Source organism: Tardiphaga sp. OK245, from assembly GCF_900108575.1.
Classification (GTDB): Bacteria; Pseudomonadota; Alphaproteobacteria; order Rhizobiales; family Xanthobacteraceae; genus Tardiphaga; species Tardiphaga robiniae.
On the sequence record NZ_FNWZ01000003.1, the window covers coordinates 562,015 to 578,381 of the forward strand.

General features: G+C 62.4%; 12 protein-coding genes. 8 read left to right on the forward strand and 4 right to left on the reverse strand.

From position 1 onward, the window contains the following. Positions 1–954 carry an AEC family transporter gene (locus BLW80_RS15320; protein WP_093758617.1) on the reverse strand — a complete coding sequence of 318 codons (954 nt, stop codon included), beginning with the start codon at positions 952–954 and terminating at the stop codon, positions 1–3. A 121-nt stretch (positions 955–1,075) separates the two neighbouring features. On the opposite strand from BLW80_RS15320, the gene hspQ reads away from it, so the two are divergent. Next, positions 1,076–1,408, forward strand: a complete 333-nt coding sequence (gene hspQ, locus BLW80_RS15325; protein WP_089264388.1) for a heat shock protein HspQ — start codon at positions 1,076–1,078, stop codon at positions 1,406–1,408. Positions 1,409–1,593: 185 nt separating this feature from the next. Here hspQ and BLW80_RS15330 read toward each other — a convergent pair whose 3' ends face one another. Then, positions 1,594–2,412, reverse strand: a complete 819-nt coding sequence (locus BLW80_RS15330; RefSeq protein ID WP_093758618.1) for an invasion associated locus B family protein — start codon at positions 2,410–2,412, stop codon at positions 1,594–1,596. A gap of 366 nt (positions 2,413–2,778) precedes the next feature. On the opposite strand from BLW80_RS15330, the gene BLW80_RS15335 reads away from it, so the two are divergent. The 6 genes from BLW80_RS15335 to BLW80_RS15360 all read left to right on the forward strand — a co-directional run bounded on the left by BLW80_RS15335 (position 2,779) and on the right by BLW80_RS15360 (position 9,995). Then, positions 2,779–4,506, forward strand: coding sequence for an extracellular solute-binding protein (locus BLW80_RS15335; RefSeq protein ID WP_093759107.1), 1,728 nt, complete (start codon positions 2,779–2,781; stop codon positions 4,504–4,506). Between the two features lie 4 nt (positions 4,507–4,510). Continuing rightward, on the forward strand, positions 4,511–6,019 hold the full coding sequence (locus tag BLW80_RS15340) for a class I adenylate-forming enzyme family protein (protein ID WP_093758619.1): 1,509 nt from the start codon (positions 4,511–4,513) through the stop codon (positions 6,017–6,019). Positions 6,020–6,143: 124 nt separating this feature from the next. After that, positions 6,144–6,617, forward strand: coding sequence for a hypothetical protein (locus tag BLW80_RS15345; protein ID WP_093758620.1), 474 nt, complete (start codon positions 6,144–6,146; stop codon positions 6,615–6,617). After that, a complete protein-coding gene (locus tag BLW80_RS15350; protein ID WP_093758621.1) occupies positions 6,614–7,645 on the forward strand; it encodes a serine/threonine-protein kinase in 1,032 nt (343 codons plus the stop codon). Before BLW80_RS15345 ends, BLW80_RS15350 begins: the two co-directional genes overlap by 4 nt. Before the next feature lie 648 nt (positions 7,646–8,293). Next, the gene (locus BLW80_RS15355) at positions 8,294–9,529 is read left to right on the forward strand and encodes a hypothetical protein (protein WP_093758622.1); all 1,236 of its coding nucleotides are present in this window, start codon (positions 8,294–8,296) and stop codon (positions 9,527–9,529) included. A gap of 73 nt (positions 9,530–9,602) precedes the next feature. Further along, positions 9,603–9,995, forward strand: a complete 393-nt coding sequence (locus BLW80_RS15360) for a PRC-barrel domain-containing protein (RefSeq protein WP_093758623.1) — start codon at positions 9,603–9,605, stop codon at positions 9,993–9,995. A 200-nt stretch (positions 9,996–10,195) separates the two neighbouring features. On the opposite strand, the gene mfd is transcribed toward BLW80_RS15360, so the two are convergent. Continuing rightward, positions 10,196–13,714, reverse strand: coding sequence for a transcription-repair coupling factor (gene mfd, locus BLW80_RS15365; protein ID WP_093758624.1), 3,519 nt, complete (start codon positions 13,712–13,714; stop codon positions 10,196–10,198). Next, a complete protein-coding gene (locus BLW80_RS15370) occupies positions 13,711–14,001 on the reverse strand; it encodes an FAD assembly factor SdhE (protein WP_089264393.1) in 291 nt (96 codons plus the stop codon). The genes mfd and BLW80_RS15370 overlap by 4 nt, the downstream gene beginning before the upstream one ends. Positions 14,002–14,179: 178 nt before the next feature. On the opposite strand from BLW80_RS15370, the gene recG reads away from it, so the two are divergent. Then, positions 14,180–16,285, forward strand: coding sequence for an ATP-dependent DNA helicase RecG (gene recG / locus BLW80_RS15375; RefSeq protein ID WP_093758625.1), 2,106 nt, complete (start codon positions 14,180–14,182; stop codon positions 16,283–16,285). Positions 16,286–16,367: the final 82 nt, after the last annotated feature.

The following is a 16,367-nucleotide window of genomic DNA, read 5'->3' on the forward strand; positions in this document are numbered from 1 at the left end:
CTAAGGAAACGCGATCTGGCCGGTCTTCAGGAAATACATCACCGACGTCAGCGTCAGCACGGACACGAAGGTGCCGAGCAGCACCGCGACCGATGCAGGCTCGATCCAGCTGTCATATTGCCGCGCGATCACGAACACGTTCAGCGCGGGCGGCAATGACGCGAGCAGCACGGCCGTCGCGGCCCATACCGGCGGGAACGGTCCGAGCAACAACATCAAGCCGAACACGATTAGCGGATGAATGAGCAGCTTGATGAAGATCAGACCAGGCACCTCCCACGGCACGCGCCCCAGCGGCCGCAAGGCAACCGTCACGCCGAGTGCGAAGAGCGCAACGGGCGCAGCAGAATTCTGCAGGAACAGCAGCATGCCGTCGATGGCGACCGGCATCTGGATGTGAAACGCCGCGACGAAGGCGCCGAGATAGGCTGCGACGATCAGCGGATGCAGCACGATGTGCTTGATGACGATGCCGATGGTCGGCAGCAGCGGACGCTTGTCGCCTGAGGTCAGCGCCATCATCAGCGGCGCGATCGAGAACAGGAAGATGCTGTCGAAACAGAACACCAGTGCAGTCGGAACTGCCGCCTTGGGGCCGAGCACCGCCAGCGCCAGCCCCGGTCCCATATAGCCGATATTGCCATAGCCGCCGGCGAGCCCCGCCATCCCGGCCTCGCGCATGGTCAGCCGGCCCAGGAATTTACCGGTGCCCACCGACAGAAAGAACGCCGTTGCAGTCGCCAGCGTGGTCCCGATCACGAAGGGCAGATTGTTGAGTTCCTCGAACGGCGTCTTGGCCATGATCCGGAAGAACAGTGCCGGCAGCGACACATAAAGGAGGAAGAAATTCATCCAGGCGAGGCCCGTTTCGGGCAGGTTCTTCACCTTGCCGCAGGCGAAGCCGATGAAGATCAGCCCGAAATACGGCAGTGCAAGATTGAGGACTTCCATCATGTCGAGCGTGTTTTTCTTGGTTCTTGGCCCGGCGGGCGGGATAGCGGGGAGCGGCTTGCGGCTGTCTTAATTCCGTCGTTTGCCTCTAGCATCGGCCACAATCCTGGTCTATTCGACCAGAATGATTAAAGCGCGGACCGCCAAATTCCAGATTGGACAGATCGTCCGCCACCGGATCTTTTCGTTCCGGGGGGTGGTGTTCGACATCGATCCGGAATTCAACAACACCGAAGAATGGTGGCTGTCGATCCCCGAAGACGTTCGTCCGAACAAGGACCAGCCATTTTACCACCTGCTGGCCGAGAATTCTGAGTCGGAATACGTCGCTTATGTCTCCGAGCAGAACCTGCTCCCCGATGAATCCGGCGAGCCGATCCGGCACTCCCAAGTCGCCGAGATCTTCATCAAGGACAAGTCCGGCAGCTACCGGCCACGCAATCCGTCGCTGAATTAGCCCGCTTAACGTTTCACGCCTCTCCCTCGTCCGTTATTGCGAGGAGCACTTGCGACGAAGCAATCCAGCTTTTGGCTTGCTGGATTGCTTCGCTGCGCTCGCAATGACGTGGATGGGTCAACACCTCAACCCAACAAAAAAGGCGCTCATTTCTGAGCGCCTTTTCGTTTGTCTGTTGAACCAGCTTACTTCGCGGCCGGATTGGCCGGGGCCGCCGGTGCTGCACCAGCTGCCGGCTGCTGGGCTTCGAGCTTGGCGCGGGCTTCCGCAGCGCGCTTCTGCAGCTCTTCCTGCAGCTTCTTCTGGGTTTCTTCGAACACCTTCGGATCGGTCGGCGGGCCGTCATAGGCCTTGGCGAATTCGGCCAGCGGCAGCGGCAGCGTCAGCGGTGCGCCGTTGGAGTTGATCGCCTGCACGATCAGGTTCTGGCCCTTCTTCAGATTGGCCAGCAGCTCCGGAGTGACTTCGTAATCGGACATGCAGCCGTTGGCGAAGCAGATCACATAGGGGCTCTGTGCCGGGGCATTGCTGTCCACGATCACGCGGGTGCCGTGCACGAGCTGCATGCCGAGCGGCAGCGTCACGCGCAGGATCTTCTTCGGTTCGCCTTCCGGCTCGATGATGACGGCGGCGATGACGGGCTGGCCCGACTCGATGCGGCCGTCCTTGCCGGTGAAGCAGACCTGCTTGGCATTGGCGTCCTGGCCCTTGAGGCAGAACTTGGTCCAGGGCGCGTAGATCAGCTGAACCTGCTGATCCGCCGGCGGCGCGCCTGCGGCCGGCGCCTGGGCGGCGGGAGCGGCCGGAGCAGCAGCCTTCGGAGCGGCCTTCGGGGCAGCCTTAGGCGCAGCAGCCTTCGGTGCCGCGGCCGGCGGCGCAGCAGGCGCGGGAGCCTGCGCATGTGCAACCGGAGCGATCATCGTGGCGGTCAAGGCCGTCGCCGCCAGAAGCGCGAAGCCCCGCCCGCGCGGCAGAACCGACGCAGCCAAGAGACGGAAATTCATTTCGGAAAACCCTTTCTGAACGGAGGCGCTCATATCCCGGAGGCGGCGCTGACAGTCACCCGTTGGCGGGTGTCTCGGTGCCAATTAAGGCCGTTACGTGACAGGCCGCGCCGTCCTCGTCAATTGTCCGCTTTCAATACAGCGGCCGACGAAAAGATCAATGGCGCCAGCCCTATTTGATGCATGGCACAGGTTCGGGGTGGGCAGCCATGGTAAAGTTCCTCTGTGAAATCAACCGAATCAAATCGCACGCATGCACGGGGTCTTTCGACCCTGTCCAAGGTGATCGCGGCGCTGGCCTGCTGGACGGCTCTGGCTGGCCCAGTGGTGGATTCCGCACAGGCCGATTCCGGCCACGCGATCGCCATGCACGGCGCCCCGGCCCTCCCACCCGATTTCAGGCAGATGCCCTATGCCAATCCCGACGCGCCGAAAGGCGGCCGCATGGTCCAGGGCGTGCTCGGCACCTTCGACAGCCTCAATCCCTTCATCGTCCGGGGCATCGCGGTGCCGCAGATGCGCGGCTATGTGATCGAAAGCCTGATGGCCCGCGGCCAGGACGAGGCCTTCACGCTCTATGGCCTGCTCGCCGAGAGCGTCGAGACCGATGACGCGAGAAGCTTCGTCACCTTCCGGATCAATCCCCAGGCCAAATTCTCCGACGGCAAACCCGTCCTGGCTGCAGACGTGCTGTTCTCCTGGCAATTGCTGCGCGACAAGGGCCGGCCCAATCACCGGCAGTATTATTCGAAAGTCGCCAAGGCCGAGGCGCTGGATGAGCGCACGGTGCGGTTCGACTTCGGCGGCCAGGCGGATCGCGAATTGCCGCTGATCCTCGGGCTGATGCCGGTGCTGCCGAAACACGCCGTCAATCCCGACACGTTCGAGGAAACCTCGATGGCGCCGCCGCTGGGCTCCGGGCCCTATACGGTGACGGGTGTGAAACCCGGCGCGGCGGTGACCCTCACCCGCAATCCCGCCTATTGGGGCCGCGATCTGCCGATCAATCGCGGGCTGTGGAATTTCGACGAGATCCGCCTCGACTACTATCGCGAGGCCAACACCCATTTCGAAGCCTTCAAGCGCGGCCTCTACGACTTCCGCGTCGAGAACGAACCGCTGCGCTGGCACGACGGCTACACATTCCCGGCCGCCATGTCCGGCGAGGTGATCCGCGACAGCATCAAGACCGGCCTGCCGAAGCCGTCGGAATTTCTGGTGTTCAACACGCGGCGGCCGATGTTCGCCGATATCCGCGTACGTCAGGCGCTGACGCTGCTGTTCGATTTCGAATGGATCAACCGCACCTATTTCTTCGGCCTCTATGCCCGTTCGGCCGGCTTCTTCGCGGGCTCGGATCTCTCCGCTTATATGCGCGCCGCGGATGATCGCGAACGGACACTGCTGCAGCCCTACGCCTCAAATATAGCCGCCAATATTCTCGATGGCAGCTACCGCTTGCCGGTCAGCGATGGCTCGGGCCGTGACCGTCCCGCGCTGCGAACTGCGCTGGCACTGCTGAAGGATGCCGGCTACGTGCTCGATAACAACGTGCTGCGGCGGCAGTCGGACAAAACGCCCCTCGCCTTCGAGATCCTCGTCACCACCCGCGATCAGGAACGCATCGCGCTGGCCTATGCACGCGATCTCAAGCGCGCCGGCATCATTGCCAATATCCGCTCCATCGATGCCGTGCAGTTCGACCAGCGCCGCATCAATTTCGAATTCGACATGATCCAGAATCGCTGGGACCAGTCGCTGTCGCCGGGCAACGAGCAGTCGTTCTACTGGGGCTCGGAAGCCGCCGACAATCCCGGCACCCGCAACTATATGGGCGCGAAGAATCCCGCGGTCGACGCCATGATCTCCGCCATGCTGGAGGCCCGCGACCACGGCCCCTTCGTCGATGCCGTCCGCGCCATGGACCGTGCGCTGATCGCCGGTTTCTACGCTATCCCGCTCTACTATGTCGGCGAGCAATGGATTGCGCGATGGAATCGGATAGAACGACCTTCGACCATCGCACTCTCAGGCTATTTGCCGGAGACTTGGTGGGCCAGAACGCTGCCAGCTTCGCCGCCGAACCGGAAGTGACACCGTGACCTCACCCACGCCGAATGCCTCGCCCACCCTCGACGGCCTGTTTCGCCGCATCCTCAGCCGGCAGCCGCAGGCGCTGGCGCTGGTCGACCCCGCCGACAAGCTGCGCATCACCGCAACCGAGCCGCAGCGGCTGACCTTTGCGGATGCCGACCGGGCGATCTCGGCACTGACGGCGCATTTCATGGAGGCCGGCCTCCCCGCCAATTCGGTCATCGCCGTCCAGCTGCCGAATACCGTCGAATTCGTACTGACCGTGCTGGCTGCGCATCGCGCCGGCCTCGTCGTCGCGCTGCTGCCGCAGCTCTGGCGCCAGGCCGACCTGACCATGGCCCTGAATCGCTGCAGCGCGCGGGCGCTGGTGACGTCGAGCAAGATCGACGGCGTCAGCCATGCCGACCTGATCATGAACGCTGCGGCCGAAGCCTTCTCGATCCGCTATGTCGGCGGCTTCGGCAGCGACCTGCCGGAAGGCATGACCCCGCTCGATGCTGTGTTGTCCAGCGAGTTCGTGGAGCCCACGCCCGTGACGCAGGACGCCCGCCGCGCGGCTATCGTCTCCTTCGATGTCACCTCCGATGGCTTCCGCGCAGTGCCGCGCACGCATCTCAACCTGATTTCCGGTGGCCTCGCCGTCTTCCTCGAAAGCGGCATGCCACAGGGCGCCACGATCATGTCGGCGATGGTGCCGTCGTCTTTCGCCAGTATCGCCTCGTCGCTGGTGACCTGGCTGCTGTCTGGCGGCGTGCTCGCTTTGCATCATCCGTTCGACAATGCGGTGCTGGAACGTAGCATCGCCGCCAATGCCTGCGACGTGCTGGTGGCGCCCGCGCCGCTGGCGCAGCGCCTCGCCGAAGGCGGACTGCTCGATCGGTCTCCCGTGCTGCGTTATGTGCTCGGCCTCTGGCGTGCGCCTGAACAGGTCGCCGCCTCGCCTGCGTGGCCGGGCTCGCAGGCATCGTTCACCGACATCTATCTGTTCGGCGAAGCCGGCCTGTTCGGCGCCGTCCGCGGCGACGACGGCTTGCCCGTCGCCGTCATGCCGGGCCCGCACGGCGCGCCGCGCGCCCAGCAAGGCTCCTCCATTGCCGGCGATATCATGCTGACGCCCAGGGGCACGCTGGGCCTCCGCGGCCCGATGGTGCCGGTGCTGGCCTATACGGCCCAGGCCGACGCCAGCAACGCGCTGATCCCCGCCCAGCCGCTCGATTATGTCGATACCGGCTATATGGCCCGGCTCGACCGCGCGACCGGCGCGATCAATATCACCGCGCCGCCCTCGGGCATCATGGCCGTCGGCGGCTATCGCTTCCTGGCGCAGGACCTCAACGAATGGGCCAAGCGGCTCGGCGAGAATGCGATGCTGACGGCGCTACCAGATCGTCTCAGCGGCTACCGCCTCGCCGGCCGCGCCAGCAATAACGGCCGCGCCCGCGACGCCCTCACCGAACTCGGCCTCAATCCGCTGATGGTCGAGGCCTTTCGCGACCGAGCGATGGCGGACTAGCTACCGCAAAGTCGTTGCTGTGCCATCTTCCGAAACACGGGGTGCCGCTACCGGCATCAACTGTTCAGCCCTTGTTCACCCGCCAAGGTTGCGCGATATTCCCTAGCGTTGGTGGGGGAGAATCATGAGTGAGCGTGTAGTTGGTGTCGTCGCTTCTGGTGACGCCGTTATTGTGGTCGATGCGGATGTTCCAAACGAGGGCGCAATCACAATAGTTGCTGATGCGACATTCAAACTCCAAAAGGGAGATAGGGCGGGTGCATATCAGCTAATGCATCAGCGAATTGCCGACTATGTCCGAGAGAAAAAGATCAAAAGGGCGGTAATCAAAGCGAGCGCGGTCAGTCAGGCCGGAAAACCGACGTTAGCACATTTCCAATCCGCAGAACTTCGGGGCGTAGCTATGTCTGCGCTACATCATGGCGGCGCTAACGTTGATATCCGTTCGAAGGCCAACATCAGCAAAACTTTCGGAGAGCGAAAGGCGGATGAATACGTCAAAGACGATGACTTTTGGGACGAGTCCATTACAGGAAAAGATCTACGTGGTGGCAGTCGTGAGGCGGCGCTTTTGATCCTCGCGAGTCGCGACAAATGAGCGATTTCAAATCTGGCCTCGTTCTCGGTAACGAAATTGCGTCAGGCTTCTTCGGCAAGGTGTTCGAGGCCACCGATCCGGCTCATGGCTTAGTAGCCGTCAAAAAACTCCATCAATATGACGGCGAAAGCGATAAGGCGTGGGCGATCAGGAAAGAAACGCTGCTCGATGAAGCTCAACGGCTAGTGCTAGCTGAACACGCAAATATCGTCAGGGTCCATCAAATTGTGCGTCACGCAAGTGATGACACTCTTTATCTGGTCATGGAGTTCTGCCACGGAGGCTCACTGCAACAGGCATTTGAAACGGGGCCCCTTTCTCTTCATACCGCTCGAAAAGTATCGTCCGAGACGTTGTTGGGCCTCGGCGCTCTGCACGCGCGCGATATGCTTCACCGAGACATAAAGCCTGGCAATTTATTGTTGGACAAGCATGGCGCGGTAAAAATCGGCGACTTCGGATTGGTGACCGACGATCTCATTCTTGGTTACGGTTCCTATGCTGGGTACCTCAACCATCTAGCGCCCGAGGTGTTCGAGAACAAAATTACAAGTATGAAATCTGATGTATGGGCTGTTGCCATGACGATTTATCGTCTGCTGCATGGCCGCCAATGGTGCCTAAGCAATATGGGCAATACAGCGGAGGACGTCAAAAGGGGCGGATATGCTCAGCGACTTAACTGGTTGCCTCATATCCCGGATAGCTGGCGACGAGTTCTGAGAAAAGCCATGCACGACGATACAACGCAACGATACCAAAACGCCGAACAATTCCTAAATGCAATCTCTTCTCTAGAGTGCGATCCCGATTGGCAATGCGTAGTTGGCGCTGGCCACACCTCGTGGGAACGGAAGAGTGCCAATCGGCACTTTAAAGTGAAGTGGACTGAACATTCTTCAAAAAAACATGAGTGGTCAGCCACTAGTTATCCCCTTGCAGATGGGAACAAGAGAAACCTCGGAGCTGCAATCGGTAGCAAAAGCGATTGCCTCCGCGCTCTCACAAATTTCTTTGCTAGCGCGTAATAGTTTTCTTCTGAGAGAATGACCTCGGCAGCACGTATCCACCAGCAACGCGCGTTGGCTCATCAGAACTTGAAAAAATACGTCGAGCTTTTTCACGCCTCTCGTTTGCGCACTTCGAACAGTATGCCTCTTCAGCACAAACCAGCTCAATCGGTCGCCAAGAGCGACCACAATGGCGGCATTTGGGCAATTTGAACATTTCGATGCCTCCAAACCACGACGGAACATAACAAGAACAACGATTCGGGCAAAGCGATAGTTCGACGTATAGTTGTGGAAGAGCTAACGAAGGGTTGCTGGGTTCCGGGGCCGTCAATTCTCTACGCTGGTCACGCATCCGCGCCATAAGATGCGTTGCAGGCTTGGTTCAACTGAGACGCGGCTGTTCAACATATCTTAGGCCAGATTAACCGCTGTCCACAAACGGTAGTCTTCAATAGCAAGACCTTGAATAGCAACAGCAACGTCTCTCTCTCACAATCAGTATGCGTCCCAAAAGGACATGAACCTCTCTTAGCGATGACACGAGCTGAATTGCTAAAAAACGAATGAAATCAATCTCAGAAGCTTGGTGCCGCATTGACCGCACATTAAGGACGTCGGGCTAGCCTGCCGCGATCAGTTTCGCGTCAGAGGTAGCAGCCAAGCATGTCCGACCAGGCCACGATCGTCGCCGTCTCCAACCAGCAGCCGGCCGCGTTTGCGACAGCCCTGGCGGAGAGCAACATCTTCCCGGTTGTCGATGCGACATGGGCCGAGGCACTGGATGCGGTGGCGCGGGTACAGCCGGCCGCCGTCGTGGTGTCGGCTTCCGCTGACGACATGCCGACCTTCCAGGCGCTGGCGAAGCGCCTTGGCGCCAAGCAACCTTATGTGCCGCTGATCGCGATCGATCCCGCCACGGACTTGCCCGGCCATGCGATCCCGCTCACGCAAACCGACGGCAATTTCGACCGGCTCAGCGCGCGGCTACGCAACGCGCTGCGTGTGCGCACGCTGCACGCCACGGTCATGCGACGCCTGACCGCCGAAAACCTGCATCGCATGTCCCTGCAGTCGGACCCGCTGGACGATGCGACGGTGATGCTGATCGGCCGCGGCGGTGGTTATGCCGCGCTGTCGGTTGCGCTCGGCGAACGCGTCGGCGTGGTCGGCGCGCTCAGCATCGAGGCTGCCGCCAAGCACCTCAATGCGCGCGACCTCGATGGTATCGTCATCGGCGAAGGCTTCAGCACACGCGTCGTTGACGCGTTTCTCACTGTCCTCACCGAGGACGCACGCTTCCGCAATCTGCCCGTTGTCGTCACCGTGCCCGGCCTGACGCCAAACTACGATCTCGCCAATCTCGAAATGGTCGTCGGAGACGCCGACACAGTCGCGGCCACGGCGCTCCCGCTGCTGCGCCAGCACGCCTTTGAAGCGCGTCTCGGCCGCACGTTGAAGTCGATCGAATCCGACGGGTTGCTCGATCCCGCCACCGGCCTGCTGACGACTGCAGCCTTCGAACGCGACATCGCGACCGCCGTCTATCACACCCAGACCCGCGGCGGCGGATTGTCGATGGCCCGGTTCGCATTCGACAATATCCCGCTACGCGCGCAGCGCGACGCTGCGCGGATCATCAGCCGGCTGATGCGGCGGATGGACTTCGGCACGCTGCAGAGTGACGGCTCGATCGTGGTCGCTTTCGCCGAAACCGACCAACGCAACGCCCATATGATCGCCAGGCGGCTCTCCAGCGTGATGAAGCACACCATGCACGGACCCAAGCGCGATGCGCGCAACGATCCCCACGTCACCGTGATCACGATGGAGCCAACGGATACCGCGAAGTCGCTGCTGGCGCGCCTGCATGGCGAGGACGCGCAACGCGCAGCGTCATAAGTTCCAGAAATAAAATCAGGAACGAAGTATCGAACGTCGCATTGTAGGTGCATCTGCAATGGAGACAACGATAATGAAAAAGCTCGCACTGATCACCGCTTCCCTCGCCCTTCTCGCCACGCCGGTTCTCGCGCAGTCGACAGTCACGACGGGCGCTGCACCCGCCGAGGCAAAGTTTTCGACCGTCTCCAAGGAGGAGATGTTCTCGTCCAAGCTCAAGGGCCTGAACATCACCAACCAGAAGGATGAAACGATCGGCGAGATCAGCGATCTCGCAATCAAGAACAATCAGGTCGACGCGCTGATCCTGTCGGTCGGCGGCTTCCTGGGCATGGGCGAACACTACGTCGCAGTCTCGCCGGCTTCGGTGAAGGTGAGCCTGAACAAGGACAACAAGTGGGTGGCGTCGATGAACACCACCAAGGAGGCCTTGAAGGCCGCTCCGGAATTCAAGTATCCGAAGTAAGCGTCGCTTAGTTCAACGAACGGCCGTCGGCAAGCAATGCCGTCGGCTGTTTTGTTTTGCGGCATGCTCTGTCCTCATCCTGAGGAGCCGCACTTTGGCGGCGTCTCGAAGGATGCGTGTTCGGCGCTGACTTCGCAGCCATCCTTCGAGGAGCAGCGCCATCGGCGCTGCTCCTCAGGATGAGGACGGAGCGAAAGCGCCTAAGCCGCCTTCTTGCTCTCCGCGAGCCCCGCCAGCGCGCGCAGGATTTCCGTTGCGCCTTCGAGACGTTCTTCCGGTGTTCCCCAATCCTGCAGGAACACCACCTTCATGTCCGGGCGCACCTTGGCGGCCTGGCCATACTGCTTGATGAAGAATACCAGCCTGTCCGGCTGCGCGAACGAGTTGTCGCGGAACGAGATGACAACGCCCTTCGGACCGGCATCGACCTTCTCGACATTGGCGCGGCGGCAATAGGCCTTGATGGCCGCGATCTTGAACAGATAGCGCACCTCGTCCGGCAACACGCCGAAACGGTCACGCAGTTCGGCGGCGAAGGCAGCGATCTCGTCGTCGGTTTCGAGATCGGCGAGCCGGCGATACAGCGACAGCCGCACCGCAAGATCGGCGACGAAGTCGTCGGGGATCATCACCGGCATGCCGAGCGTGATGGTCGGCGACCACCTGTCGGCGACCGGCTCGGAAATACCCGACTTGAGCGCCAGGATCGCCTCTTCCAGCATCGATTGATACAGCTCGAAGCCGACTTCCTTGATGTGGCCGGACTGTTCTTCGCCGAGCAGATTGCCGGCGCCGCGGATATCCAGATCGTGCGAGGCGAGCTGGAAACCGGCGCCGAGGTTCTCCAGCGACTGCAGTACTTTCAGCCGGCGTTCCGCCTGGCCGGTGATCTTGTGCGTCGACGGCAGCGTGAACAGCGCATAGGCGCGCAGCTTCGAGCGACCAACGCGGCCACGCAGCTGATAGAGCTGCGCGAGACCGAACATGTCGGCGCGGTGAATGATGAGCGTGTTGGCGTTGGGAATATCGAGACCCGACTCCACGATCGTGGTCGACAGCAGGATGTCGTATTTGCCGTCATAGAACGCCGACATGATGTCCTCGATGACCGTCGGCGCCATCTGGCCATGAGCGACGGCGACCTTCATCTCCGGCACGTGCTTGTCGAGGAAGTCCTTCACCTCGGCGAGGTCGTCGATCCGCGGCACCACATAGAACGCCTGACCGCCGCGATAGCGTTCGCGCAGCAGCGCTTCGCGGATCATCAAGGGATCATGCGGCGCGACGAAGGTCCGCACGGCGAGACGATCGACCGGCGCCGAGGCGATGATCGACAGATCGCGCACGCCGGTAAGAGCGAGCTGCAGCGTGCGCGGGATCGGCGTCGCGGACAGCGTCAGCACATGGACATTGGCGCGGAGCTGCTTCAGCCGCTCCTTATGCGTCACGCCGAAGTGCTGCTCCTCGTCGACCACGACGAGGCCGAGGTCCTTGAACTTGATCGACTTGCCGAGCAGCGCATGCGTGCCCACGACGATGTCGATGGAGCCATCCGCAAGGCCCTTCTTGGTCGCCGTCAGCTCTTTCGGCGCTACCAGCCGCGAGGCCTGCGCGACATTCACCGGAAAGCCCTTGAAGCGCTCGGTGAAGTTCTTCGCGTGCTGGCGCGCCAGCAGCGTGGTTGGCACCACGACGGCGACCTGCTTGCCTTCCATGGCCACGGCGAAGGTCGCGCGCATGGCCACTTCCGTTTTGCCGAAGCCGACATCGCCGCAGATCAGGCGATCCATCGGCTTGCCATGTTCGAGATCGTGCAGCGCGGCGTTGATCGCGGTCTGCTGGTCCTCGGTTTCCTCATAGGGAAAGCGCGCGCAGAATTCGTCATACTGCTCGCGCGGTACGACGATCCGCTCGGTCTCGCGCAGATGCCGCTCGGCGGCGATCTTGATGAGTTCGCCGGCAATTTCCTGAATGCGGTTCTTGAGCTTGGCCTTGCGGGCCTGCCAGCCCGAACCGCCGAGCTTGTCGAGTTCGACATTGGTCGCGTCGGAGCCGTAGCGCGACAGCAGCTCGATATTCTCGACGGGGAGAAACAGCTTGGTCTCGTTGGCGTAGCGCAATTCGAGGCAGTCATGCGGCGCGCCGCCGACCTGCAGCGTCTGCAACCCGACGAACCGGCCAATGCCGTGCTCCACATGAACCACGATGTCGCCGGCCGCGAGGCTCGTCACTTCCGAGATGAAATTGTCGAGCTTGCGGCTCGCCTTGCGCGGCCGTACCAGGCGGTCGCCAAGGATGTCCTGTTCGCTGATAACAGCGATCTGGTCGGTCTCGAAACCGCTCTCCATGCCGACCACGGCCAGCATGGTCTCGTTGCGGGGCGTCGCCTGCACCGCGCGCCAGGAATTCACCATCTGCTGGTTGAGCAGCTTGTGATCCTTCAACATGCTCGCCATGCGGTCGCGCGAGCCTTCGCTCCACAGCGCGACAACGACCTTCTTGCGCTCCGCCTGCAGCGCCTGGATATGGGCGACCACGCGCTCGAACACGTTCACATTGGCGTCGGCACGTTCCGGTGCGAAATTGCGGCCTGCCCGCGCACCCGCGTCGACCACGCCCGGCGTGCCGTCCGGCACGGCGAACGGCGACAACCGCGCCATTGCGAGATCTTCCAGCCGCTTGTGCCATTCGCTGTCGGTCAGATAGAGCCGGTCCGGCGGCAGCGGCTTGTAGATCGCGCCGCCGCCGGGGATGCCCATGGCTTCGCGGCGCGCCTCGTAATAATCGCCGATCTGCTTGAAGCGTTCGGTGGCGGCATCTTCGCCCTGCGGCTCGATGGCAACCGGCGTGCCCGGCAGATAATCGAACAGCGTGTCCATGCGGTCCTGGAACAGCGGCAGCCAGTGCTCCATGCCGGGATGACGGCGGCCTTCGCTGACCGCTTCATAGAGTTGGTCGTCGCGTTCCGGCGCGCCGAACTGCGCGACATAGCCCATGCGGAAGCGGCGGATAGTTTCGGTGATGAGCTGGAATTCAGACACCGGCACCAGATCCAGCGCGCGCATATCCATCAGCGTGCGTTGCGTCTCGGCATCGAAGGCCCGGATCGATTCCAGGCTGTCGCCGAAGAAGTCGAACCGCACGGGCTGGTCGAGGCCCGCCGGAAACAGATCGAGGATGCCGCCGCGCACGGCATATTCGCCGGGCTCGCGCACCGTACCGGAGCGGGTGTAGCCGTTGTGTTCGAGCCAGGCGACAATGGAGTCCATCGGCACCACATGGCCGGGCGCAACCGACAGCGCCTGCGCCGCCACGATCTCGCGGGCCGGCACGCGCTGGACGACGGCATTGACCGTGGTCAGCACGATCATCGGCTTGTCGCTGCCGGTGAGGCGCGACAGCCGCGCCAGCGTGGTCATGCGATGCGCGAGAATGCCGCCATGGGGCGAGACGCGGTCGTAGGGCTGGCAGTCCCAGGCCGGGAATTGCAGCACCGGCAGATCCGGCGCGAAGAATTCCAGCGAGCGCGCGAGCTGCTGCATCCGCGGACCGTCACGGCAGATCACGGTGAGGCTCACCGCCGGCGGTTTCGGCTTGGCCGCAACTGCGCGTGCCAGATCGGCAACGATCAGGCCTTCGGCACCCTCGGCGACATTGGCAAAGGTCAGCGCACGGCCGGGCGCAAGCTGCGCGGCCGGCGAGGCAACGGGGGATTTCATAGAGGCTTGTCCAGATTCCGGAACAGCTTGATGCGCTCGAACAGCGGCGTGCGGTACTGCTCGTCCAATTGGGTATCACCGACAAAGGCCGGATAAAGCTCGGGGTCTTCGAGGCCGATCAGGTCTTCGAGCTGCTTGAGTTCGAGGTCCGCCAGAATGCCGATCTCGGCATCTGCAAAGCGGCCTAGAATGAGATCCATCTCCCGCGTGCCGCGGTGCCAGCAGCGGAACAGCAGCCGCTTGCGGCGGTCATCCAGGCCATTGCTCGATCGTGTCGTTCCCGTCATCTGTCCATCCCGCCCAAAGCCCGCAAACGCAGAAAGCCCGGACGTGCCGGGCAGGCTCATATAGCCTCCGCTTCCGCCCCTGTCAGCACCTCATAACGCATTGCTTTCGCCTTGAAATGCATCCAAGTCTCGCAAATACCGTAGCTCTCTCGCCGTGCTGGCCACCTGAGTCGTCCTGATGCGCCCTGAAGTGCTCAATCCCCTGTTCGTCCCAGTCACCAGCATGTCGGGCATCGGGCCGAAGCAGGACAAGCTGCTGCGCTTCCTGCTGGACCGCGCCGAGACGCCGCGCATCGTCGATCTCCTGCTGCATCTGCCGGCCAGCGTGATCGACCGCCGCGACAGGCCGAAGATCAACGAGGCCGAGATCGGCGCCATGGTGACCCTCGAAGTCACCGTCGATCGCCATCGCGAACCGCCGCCCGGCCGCTCCCGCGCCCCGCATCTGGTCTATGCCCACGACGACACCGGCACGGTGATCCTGACCTATTTCCGCACTTATCCGGGCCAGATCGAAAAGCTGCTACCGGTCGGCGAGAAGCGCTACGTCTCCGGCACAACACAGCTGTTCGACGGCATGCTGCAAATCACCCATCCCGACCGTGTGGTCGACGAGGAAGGCTTCGCCAAACTCACGGGCATCGACGCGGTCTATCCGCTGACCCAGGGCCTCGCCATCACCTCACTGCGCAAGGCCATCGCGCAGGCGCTGACCAAGCTGCCGGCGCTGCCGGAATGGATCAGCCCCGAAGTGATCCGCCGCTGCAAGTTCCCGTCGCTGGCGGAGGCGCTGCAGCGCGTCCATGTGCCGGTGGAGATCACCGACGTCCTTCCGGAAGGGCCGTTCTGGTCGCGTCTCGCTTTCGACGAATTGCTCGCCGGCCAACTGGCACTGGCGCTGGTGCGCGCGCAACTCCGTCGCCCCGCAGGGGATCGCAATGCTGGCGATGGTCACATCCGCCGCAAGATCATCGACGCCCTGCCCTATGCGCTGACGCAATCGCAGCAGCAGGCGACCGCAGCCATCGCCGATGATCTCACCAAGCCACTGCGCATGCTGCGGCTGCTGCAAGGCGATGTCGGCTCGGGCAAGACCGTCGTGGCGCTGCTTGCCGCTGCGGCCGCCGCCGAGGTCGGCAAGCAGACAGCCTTGATGGCGCCGACGGAAATTCTCGCGCGCCAGCACATCAAGACCATCACGCCGCTGGCCGAACGCGCAGGCCTGCGCGTCGCCATCCTCACCGGCCGCGAGAAAGGCCGCGAGCGCAAGGATATCCTGGCGCGGCTCGCCGCAGGCGAGATCGATTTCATCGTCGGCACCCACGCACTGATCCAGGACGACGTCGAGTTCAAGGCGCTCGCGCTGGCTGTCGTCGACGAGCAGCACCGCTTCGGCGTCCGCGAACGCCTCACGCTCACCAACAAGGGCAGCGCGGTGGATGTGCTGGTGCTGTCGGCGACGCCGATCCCACGCACATTGGTGCTGACTTACTTTGGCGACATGGACATTTCCGAACTACGCGAAAAGCCCGCCGGACGCCAGCCGATCGAAACGCGCACCATGTCGGCGAGCCGGCTGCAGGAGGTCATCGACGGCATCGGCCGCGCCGTGGACAACGGCAAGCTGATCTACTGGATCGTACCGCTGGTGGAAGAGTCCGAGATGGACGGCCCGAAACTCACCAATGCGGAAGAGCGCTTTGAAAGCCTGCAGCAACGGTTCGGCGACAAGGTTGGGATCGTGCATGGCCGGATGAAGGGGGCGGAGAAGGACGCCGCGATGGCACGCTTCGCTGCCGGCGAGACGCAGATCCTTGTCGCCACGACCGTGGTCGAAGTCGGCGTCGACGTCCCAGCCGCCACCATCATGGTGATCGAGAATGCCGAGCGTTTCGGTCTCGCGCAGTTGCATCAGCTCCGCGGCCGTATCGGGCGCGGCTCCGAGGCGTCCACATGCCTCCTGCTCTATCGCGAACCGCTCGGCGAGATCGCCACCAAGCGCCTCAAGGTCATCAAAGACTCCACTGACGGTTTTCGCATTGCCGAGGAAGACCTCAAGCTGCGCGGCGAAGGCGATGTGCTCGGCACGCGTCAATCAGGCATGCCCGGCTTCCGCATCGCGCGGTCGGAGGTTCATGCACAGCTGATCACGCAGGCCCGCGATGAGGCGCTGCGGATCCTGCAGGACAATCCGAAACTGACAGGCGAGCGCGGCAAAGCGCTGCGCTGCCTGCTGTATCTTTACGAGCGCGACGAGGCGATCCCGTTGATTGGTGCAGGATAGCCGCTCCGGATCACCGACGTCGTTTCGTAACGTTGACGCAATGTTCCCCACCTAGGTTCGACGCTTGGCTTGAGGCGAAAGG